Consider the following 9271-nt stretch of genomic DNA (forward strand, 5'->3'; position numbering starts at 1 on the left):
CACGTAATCGAGGAACTGACGCACGCTCGCGCGGGTACGCAGCGGGCATGACCCTCGCTTCACTCTGCGTCCTCGACGAACACGCTCGGCAATCCGGAATACTTCTATCGGATTTACCGCAGAAAGAGAATCAACCATCGTGAAAAGAACAATCCATACCCTGGACCGCATTCAAACGAGACTCGAATCGGAGCTTGATTCCACTCCGGGTGATTCCGAAAAGAATATCGGTTACCGGTCCGGAATTTCCGAAGCTATTACTCATGTAATGGAAATGCGGAAGTCAGTGGTCGCGCAGAAATAGGAGACGCATCGATTAGGCGCTCACCCCAATAACTGCCGCACACCACCCACCAGAAAGACGACCTGGTCCTCGTAGAAGTCGGCAAGCCGCTCCGGCGCGAGCGGCTTGCCACTTCCGCTCCAATCGTCCGCCCGGCTCAACGCCTGGAGGAAGCCCATCAAGGCAATCGCCCAGCGAGTCTCGAGCCGTTCGGGATCGGTAGCAGGAAAAGTACGACGGACCTGGTCGAGAAGATGTTCACGCAGGTGCAGCTCGGTCGCCTCGAGGGCTGGATGGCCCGGTCGTGACATCTGCGGCTGCGAGATCTGCGTGACGATTCTGATCCATCGCATTCCCCGCGTGCGATGGCGAAGGAGCAATGCCTTGTAGGGCGCAGTGACGGCCCGTACCAGCGCCTCGACAGTCGGCGGCGTCTTGTCGGCGGAGAGGGCGTCGACGTTCGCGCTGATCTGATCTCGCACCGACGTTCCCATGTCCAACAGCACCGCTGCGACCAGATCGTCCTTGGTTCCGAAATGGTAGTGGACCGATGACGGCCCGAGACCGGCCGCGGCGTTGACCGAGCGCAGCGAAACTGCATCCAATCCCTCTGTCGCGAAAAGCCGTTCAGCAGTTTTGAGCAAACGCAGACGCGTCGCGTCGCCTTGACGGTTCTGCCGGGAGTCGGTCATACGAACGAGCTTCGCACGGGCTCGACAAACGTCTCAACCGTGGCGAACGCGGAGTCAGAGTGATTCACGGTGTGCTCGCACCCTGTTGTCGCGATCCACCCAGCCGTGGGCGCGTGCGTAGTCCACCATCGCGGAGAACTTCTGTCTCCACTTTGTGTTTCCGATCCGGGCAGCAACGGCTTGCTCCAAGTGGCCGATGTCGAGCCAGACGTGATCCCCCTCGATTTCCCCCCACGGTTCCAGTACCCGACTCAGAGTCTCGGATCGATCGTCGCCGCCAACGACGACCGAGAGACTGGTGAAGTCGTCGACACTGTTCAGTTCGACGGTCGAGGAGTCGGGGGTGATTGTGACGTCCAGTTGCATACCTCTTCAATACTCCTTCGGAAAGTACTTGGTTCAGTCGATCGACTTGCAACAACGATATCCGACGTCATTGCACCAGATAACGTTGAACTACAGGTGATTACAAATCTCCCACTGTGCGGGAGGCTCAACTTATTGGATCAGTTGATCCATGTTAGACATCTCGATCAGAGCGAGTGATCCAAATCACTCCCCTGTCGACAGGAGTTGTCATCGTGTGGTCCGCATCGTCCATCCGCTTCGGAGCCTTCCTCGCCCCGTACCATCCGCTCGACGCCGATCCCGCCCTGCAACTCAGACGCGATATCGACCTCATGACACACCTGGACCACCTCGGATTCGAAGAAGCGTGGATGGGTGAGCATCATTCGACCGGCGCCGAGATCGTGCCTGCCCCGGACATGTTCATCGCGGCCGCCGCAGAGCGAACCGAGCGCATCCAGTTCGGCACAGGCGTGACGTCTCTGCCCTATCACCACCCGTTGATCACGGCCGACCGCATCACTCAGCTCGATCTGCAGACGCGCGGACGACTCATCTTCGGCACCGGCCCGGGCAAGATCCCCCTCGATGCACACATGATGGGCATCAACCCGTCGGACCAGCGTCGTCGCCAGGGCGAAGCGCTCGAGGCCATTCTCGCGTTGCTTCGCGGCGAGGTCGTCAACATGGAAACCGACTGGTTCACGTTGCGTGACGCACGCGCACAGCTGCCCACCTACCGCGCGGACGGCATCGAGACAGTGACAGCGTCCACGATTTCCCCCAACGGTTCGGTGCTCGCCGGCAAGAACGGCCTCTCCCTGCTCTCATTGGCGGCGAGTTCACCCAGCGGCTTCGACGCACTGGATCGCAACTGGGATGTGTACGAGAAGGTCTCGGCCGAACACGGCCACCGCGCCGACCGAGCGACGTGGCGTGTGGTCAATCCGATGTTCCTCGCCGAGACCCGAGCCGAGGCCGAGCGCGCCGTGAGCCGACGGATCGGATCGATGGCTTCCTACGTGAATCGACAGACCGGCCAGAACCCGGCCTGGGCAGATACACCGGCCGGAGTCATCGATCAGTGGCGCAACGACACGCTCGGCGAGTTCGGTCAGGCGATCATCGGTACCCCCGACGATGCGATCGCACAGATCGAGCGTCTGATCGAGAAGACGGGAGGGTTCGGCACGTTCTTGATCCTTCACGTCGACATGGCGAGCTGGGAGGACACCAAACGCAGCTACGAATTGTTCGCCTCCGAGGTGGTCCCGCACTTCCGGAAGCGAAATGTCGGGCGTCAGGCGAGCATGCAGTTCGCCGAGGACAACCGCGAATACCTGATCGGCGGGCTGGTCGGAGCGATCACCAAAGCCCATACCGACTACTACGGCCGGCCGGCCGAGACGGGAGCCGTGCGCGCATGAGGGCCGTCCGTTTCCAGCAGGGAGAATTCGCGGTCACCGAGATCGCCGACCCGCCGCCGTTGGCACCCCATCAGATCCGCATCGACGTCGTCGCCTGCGGGATCTGCGGCAGTGACCTGAGCATGTCGAAGGACCCGTGCCGCTTCGTTCAGGTCGCGCACGACGGGGGCTACCCGCTCGCCACCTTCGATCCGGACGCGCCAGTGGTGCTGGGGCACGAATACGCGGGTATCGTCTCCGAGACCGGTTCTGCAGTAGACGATTTCGCGATCGGCGATCGGGTGGCCGGCATCGGCCTGGCCACCGACACCGCTACCGGGATCCCGACGATCATCGGCTACTCGAACGAGTACCACGGCGCGTTCGGCGATCACATAGTCGTCGACGCGTTCTGGGTCCGCAAAGTTCCCGACCACCTGTCACTCGAGCACGCCACACTTGCCGAACCTCTCCACGTCGGCGAGATGCATCTCCAACAGTCCGGCCTCACCTCGGCCGATTCGGCGCTCGTCATCGGTTGCGGAACGATCGGACTGGGCGCCATCGTCGCCGCGAAAGCGCGCGGAGCGCAGATCGTCATCGCGTCGGAGCCCTCCCCCAAACGACGCGAGCTCGCCGCGAAGATGGGCGCGGACATCGTCGTCGATCCGGCCGAGCAGGATCCGATCGAACTGTGGAATCGAATGATCGCCGAAGGCAACCAGCTTGTCGGCCAGGCCGCGAACGGAGTTCTGATCGCCTACGAATGCAGCGGTCGGGCGGGAGTCATCGGAGAACTGATGCACACTCTGCCGTTCAACTCGCGGATTCAGGTTCTGGCTGCGCCGTTCGGCGACGAGACGATCATTCCCGTCGTCGGGCAGTTCCGGAGGATCTCGATCAACTTCGGTCACGGTCCTTACGAGAATGCCTACGACATCACCCTGCAGAGGCTCGCCGACGGCGAGATCGACGCCGAAGCGATCATCACCGGCAGGGTCGGTCTGGATGGAGTCTCGGACGCTTTCGCAGCTCTGCGCGCACCCGACGAACACGTGAAGATCCTCGTACTACCCGCGGGCCTCCCGGAATAGCGGTCGATCCTGCCCTGTTGACGTAGGGGTGCTCGCACTCGGGCACCTCTACTTCGGGCTGTGCGAGCGTCGCCTGTTGGCGTCTGCGCCCCGATACCAGGACAATGGCAGGGTTGGCGTCAGCCGACAACGCGGCGCAACGCTCTGTGGCTGCCGCGTTTGCTTCACTAGGAGGATTCCGTGACCGACGGACCGTTGATCGTCCAATCCGACAAGACGCTGCTGTTGGAGGTCGACCACGAGCGCGCCGGCGATGCCAGGCAGGCAATCGCCCCCTTCGCGGAACTCGAACGGGCCCCCGAACACGTCCACACGTATCGCATCACTCCCCTGGCCTTGTGGAATGCCCGCGCCGCCGGACACGACGCCGAGCAGGTTGTCGACGCGCTCGTGTCGTACTCACGATTCGCGGTTCCACAACCGCTGCTGGTCGACATCGTCGACACGATGGCCAGGTACGGACGCTTACAGCTGGTCAAGAGCCCGGTGCACGGCCTCATCCTGGTCAGCCTCGACCGCGCAGTCCTCACCGAGGTGATGCGACACAAGAAGATCTCGCCGATGCTCGGTGAGAAGGTCGACGACGACACCGTGATCGTCCACCCGAGCGAACGCGGCCGCCTCAAGCAGATGCTGCTCAAGGTGGGCTGGCCGGCCGAGGACCTCGCCGGCTACGTGGACGGCGAAGCGCACCCGATCGATCTCGCTTTCGAAGAGGGCCACTGGGAACTGCGCGACTACCAGCAGATGGCAGCGGATTCGTTCTGGGCCGGCGGCTCGGGCGTCGTCGTGCTGCCGTGTGGCGCCGGCAAGACGATGGTGGGCGCCGCAGCGATGGCAAAGGCCAAGGCCACCACCCTCATCCTCGTCACCAATACCGTTGCCGGTCGTCAGTGGAAGCGTGAGTTGATCGCGCGTACATCGTTGACCGAGGAAGAAATCGGCGAATACTCCGGCGAGCGCAAGGAGATTCGGCCGGTCACGATCGCGACCTACCAGGTGATCACACGTCGCACGAAGGGCGAGTACAAGCACCTCGAACTTTTCGACTCCCGCGACTGGGGACTGGTGATCTACGACGAGGTCCACCTGTTGCCCGCGCCCGTCTTCCGGATGACGGCAGATCTGCAGTCGCGCCGCCGTCTCGGCCTGACCGCAACGCTGGTTCGTGAGGACGGCCGCGAAGGCGACGTCTTCTCGCTCATCGGCCCCAAGCGCTACGACGCTCCGTGGAAGGACATCGAAGCGCAGGGCTGGATCGCGCCGGCCGACTGCGTCGAGGTGCGAGTGACGATGACGGACGCCGAGCGCATGTCCTATGCCGTCGCCGAACCGGAGGAGCGCTACAAACTGTGCTCGACGGCTCACACGAAAATTGCTGTCGTGAAGTCGATCCTGGCCAAGCACCCCGATTCTCCGACTTTGGTGATCGGTGCGTATCTCGATCAGCTCGACGAACTCGGCGAAGCCCTGAACGCCCCGGTGATCAAGGGATCCACCAAGAACAAGGAACGCGAGATCCTGTTCGATCAGTTCCGTAACGGTGAGATCCAGACGCTGGTGGTGAGCAAGGTCGCGAACTTCTCGATCGACCTTCCGGAGGCATCTGTCGCCGTGCAGGTTTCGGGAACCTTCGGGTCGAGACAGGAAGAAGCGCAGCGACTCGGACGCCTACTGCGACCCAAGCACGACGGCGGTCAGGCTCACTTCTATTCGGTGGTCTCGCGCGACACTCTCGATGCGGAGTACGCGGCACATCGTCAGCGATTCCTCGCCGAACAGGGCTACGCCTATCGGATCACCGACGCCGATGACCTGCTCGGACCTGCAATCGGCTGAGCATTTCTGCAACACGTTGCAGAATAAAATGGACATACGTCCAGTTATCTGTAGAGTGTCCCCTGTCACAGTCGTGTCCATCGGCCGGGGGTCACCTGCACCATGCGCTCAGTTCCACGTCTACGGGGTCGGCTCGCCGGGACCATTTCGCTGCTGACTGCCGCCGTCATCGTCGCCACGACCGGCGTCAGTGCGGCCGCTCCGAGTCCTGCTCCCACCACGCAGAACTCGGCGTACGCACTTGCGAACGGTTGCTTCGCACTTCGTACGGAGTCCGGCGATTTCGTCCGTCGTGACGGGTCGGCGTACCTCACCGACGTAACGAAAGCCGCAGACGCCGAACCGTTCCGACTACATGCGGCCCAGTTGGGTCGATTCATGCTGTACGGCCCGGACGGTTCGATGATCTCGCACGACGGCGCAGACTCGGTACTCGCCACCTCCGAAGCAACTCCCTCCACCGACTGGACCGTGATGTCCACCGGCGAGTCCTTCGTTCTGACAGCGACCTCGAACGGCCGCCAACTGATCTCGCGCGATTTGATGCTCACGATGTCCGATCCCGGTGACGTTCCCGAATCTGCGTTCACGCTGATCCCGCGCGACGGCTGCGCCGATTTCCCCGAAGCGGAGGTGGGCGCAAACGGCGTTCCGGGAGAAATCGGACCGAACGGTGAAGTCACCGGATTCATCGACACACACGTGCACATGAACGCTTCCGAGTTCATGGGCGGAAACCTGCACTGCGGCCGACCTTTCGATCCTCAGGGCGTCACCGCAGCGCTCGTCGACTGCCCGGACCATCAACCCGACGGGATACCGGCGCTCCTCGAAAACGTTCTGTCGTACGGCAATCCCTTCGAAACTCACGACACCACCGGCTGGCCGAGTTTCGCCGACTGGCCGGCGCACGATTCACTGACGCACGAGCAGACGTACTACAAGTGGGTCGAGCGGGCCTGGCGCGGGGGGCTGCGAATCTTCACCAATCTCTTTGTCGCCAATCGTGTCCTGTGCGAGCTGTATCCGAGCAAGCGAAATCCCTGTGACGAGATGGAGACCGTCCGGATCCAGGCGCAGCAGACACGCGAACTCCAGGACTACATCGACGCCCAGTACGGCGGTCCCGGCCGGGGTTGGTTCCGCATCGTGAGCTCCCCTGAACAGGCCAGGCAGGTGGCCGCCGACGGAAAGCTGGCCGTCACCCTCGGGGTGGAGGTGTCCGAACCCTTCGGTTGCTCTGTGCGCAACGGTATTCCGCAGTGCACCGAGGACGACATCGACCGCGGCCTGGACGAGTTGTACGACCTCGGTGTTCGGCAGATGATCGTCACGCACAAGTTCGACAACGCCCTCGGCGGTGCCCGTTTCGACGGCGGCGTCACCGGAGTGGCCGTCAATATCGGCAACTACCTGGGCACCGGGGAGTTCTGGCAGTCGGAACCCTGCACCGGCGTTGCCGAGGACAATGTGCTGCCCACCAAGGTCGACGGCGCACAGAATCTTCTCGCGGTACTCCCACCCGGAGTGACGCTTCCGGTGTACCCCTCTGGTCCGCAATGCAATTCGCACGGCCTGACCGACCTCGGCGCGTACACGATCCGAGGTTTGATGGACCGAGGGATGATCGTGGACATCGATCACATGAGCGTCAAGACCGCCGAAGCGGCTCTCGATATTCTCGAAGCTGCGAACTACTCCGGCGTCGTTTCCAGTCACAGCTGGAGCGACCCGAGCCTGTACAAGCGGATCTACGCACTCGGCGGATTTGTCGCCCTGTACGCCGGACAACTCGACGCATCGGACGAAAAGCCCGAAGAGCGTGGGTTCATCGACCAGTGGCGGGACGCACGGGCGATGCGAAGCGAGAACTACTACTTCGGTTTCGGCTACGGCGCCGACACCAACGGCTTCGGGCCGCAGGCCGCACCGCGCGGCGACGCCGCAGAAAATCCGCTGCAATATCCGTACACCGCCTTCGACGGCACGGTCATGGACCAGCAGCGCGCCGGCACCCGGGTTTTCGACGTGAACACCGACGGCGTGGCGCAGTACGGGATGATTCCCGACTGGATCGCGGACATGCGCATCGCCGCGGGAGCCGACGGCGACACCATCATCGAGGACATGAGCCGCGGCGCCGAGGCTTACCTGCAGATGTGGGAGCGCGCGCGAAACTAGCTACGCTGGTGGACGGTCCCCGGGCGATCGGGGGCCGGTCCTAGATCGTCCGGCACCACCCGAAGGAATTTTTCGTGGCTGACTTCCAGTTCACCGTCGACAAGGCTCACGCCAAGTCGGTCAACGACACACTGGCCGATGTACGCCGCCTGCAGATTTCTGCGGTGATCTTCGCGATCGTCCTCGCCGCGGTCGGGGCCTGGTTGATCAGCATGGGCGAGGTGTGGTCCATCATCATCGGCGCAGTCCTCGCCATCGGTGCGGCCAGTTCCCTGTGGGTTGCCGTGTGGGCACCTCGCAAGGTGGGAAGCGTCGAATCTCTGTATGCGGACAACCCACTGGTTCCCGCGATCGTCACCGAGGTTCACCCTCGAGCGGCGACCTTGACGGCACTGATCGACATCGCGAAGCCGGCGGCCGGAGCACCGAAGTACGCGCTCGTCAGCCGCAACGTTCGACTCAATCCGAAGTGGCGAGTCGGCGACCGCATTCCGTCGGTGGCACTGCGTTCGGATCGTTCCACCCGAAGCAAGGCTGACACGTGGCAGATGGTCAGCCCCATGCCGATCGAGTGGGGAACCAAGGACTCGGCAGTGCTGGCACGCGCGATCGCTGCTGTCAGTGCGAGCGAGTGGAACTTCCTGCAGAGCCGGATCCCCGACTCCGAAGAAGTTCGCACCCACCCCGATCGCCGGGTTCTGATCAACCCGGCCGATCTTCCTGACTCGCTGCGCTAGCCCAAACGGTTACGCGAGCGCGGGCAGCACTTCCTTCTCGAACATCTCGATTCCCGACGTGTCGTACGCGGCCTCGGGGAAGTAGAAGATTCCGTACTGGAGTCCCTGCGCCTCGAGCGCCGACAGGTTCTCGATGATCTGCTCGGGCGTACCCACGGCAGGCATTCCGCGGAACGCGTCGAGCGACGCATCGGCGGCAGCTTCGCCGACCAACGGCGTCAGTCTGTCCTTCAGTGTCTCCAACCGCTGAGCCACCTCGGATTCCGTCGCGCCGATGGCCACGTTGTAGTTGGCCGAACGGACGATGGCGTCGAAATCGGTACCGACGGTGTCGCAGTGCTTCTTCAGGATTTCGGACTTGTGCGCGAAGCCGGCCGGGGTGCCGTCGAAGTTCGTGTACTGCGCGTACTTGGCCGCGATCTTGAGTGTGACCTTCTCGCCGCCACCGGCAACCCAGATGGGAATTCCGCCCTCTTGCAACGGAAGTGGACGGCACAGCGCTCCGTCGACCTGGTAGTACTTGCCGTCGAGCGTCGAGCTGCCGGTCGACCACGCCTGCTGCATGATCTGGATTCCTTCGTCGAGGCGGCCCAGACGCTCACCGGCAGAGGGGAAACCGTAGCCGTACGCACGCCACTCCTGCTCGTACCAACCGCCGCCGATGCCCATCTCGACGCGTCCACCCGTGATG

Annotated in this window: 8 protein-coding genes; 5 read left to right on the top strand and 3 right to left on the bottom strand. The window is 62.9% G+C overall.

What is annotated here, in order from left to right:
* Positions 1 to 324: 324 nt before the first annotated feature.
* Positions 325 to 975: a TetR/AcrR family transcriptional regulator gene (locus tag ACYP01_RS02075; protein WP_003940633.1), complete on the bottom strand. Its 651-nt coding sequence runs from the start codon at positions 973 to 975 to the stop codon at positions 325 to 327.
* A 54-nt stretch (positions 976 to 1029) separates the two neighbouring features.
* Entirely contained in the window at positions 1030 to 1341 is a 312-nt protein-coding gene (locus ACYP01_RS02080) for a hypothetical protein (RefSeq protein WP_042921702.1), read from the bottom strand.
* 215 nt (positions 1342 to 1556) lie between these two features.
* Here ACYP01_RS02080 and ACYP01_RS02085 point away from each other — a divergent pair, with 215 nt between their 5' ends.
* The 5 genes from ACYP01_RS02085 (at position 1557) to ACYP01_RS02105 (ending at position 8580) form a co-directional block, all read left to right on the top strand.
* The gene (locus ACYP01_RS02085; RefSeq protein ID WP_215516046.1) at positions 1557 to 2750 is read left to right on the top strand and encodes an LLM class flavin-dependent oxidoreductase; all 1194 of its coding nucleotides are present in this window, start codon (positions 1557 to 1559) and stop codon (positions 2748 to 2750) included.
* Positions 2747 to 3823 carry an alcohol dehydrogenase catalytic domain-containing protein gene (locus ACYP01_RS02090; RefSeq protein ID WP_007733511.1) on the top strand — a complete coding sequence of 359 codons (1077 nt, stop codon included), beginning with the start codon at positions 2747 to 2749 and terminating at the stop codon, positions 3821 to 3823. The genes ACYP01_RS02085 and ACYP01_RS02090 overlap by 4 nt, the downstream gene beginning before the upstream one ends.
* A 180-nt stretch (positions 3824 to 4003) precedes the next feature.
* A complete protein-coding gene (locus ACYP01_RS02095; RefSeq protein ID WP_003940219.1) occupies positions 4004 to 5662 on the top strand; it encodes a DNA repair helicase XPB in 1659 nt (552 codons plus the stop codon).
* A gap of 102 nt (positions 5663 to 5764) precedes the next feature.
* Entirely contained in the window at positions 5765 to 7843 is a 2079-nt protein-coding gene (locus tag ACYP01_RS02100) for a peptidase (RefSeq protein ID WP_459678442.1), read from the top strand.
* Between the two features lie 74 nt (positions 7844 to 7917).
* Positions 7918 to 8580: a DUF3239 domain-containing protein gene (locus tag ACYP01_RS02105; protein WP_003940490.1), complete on the top strand. Its 663-nt coding sequence runs from the start codon at positions 7918 to 7920 to the stop codon at positions 8578 to 8580.
* Between the two features lie 9 nt (positions 8581 to 8589).
* Here ACYP01_RS02105 and ACYP01_RS02110 read toward each other — a convergent pair.
* A partial coding sequence (locus ACYP01_RS02110; protein WP_459678444.1) for an LLM class flavin-dependent oxidoreductase occupies positions 8590 to 9271 on the bottom strand: 682 nt, incomplete at its 5' end.

The sequence above is a fragment of the Rhodococcus sp. no. 34 genome, from assembly GCF_054589475.1.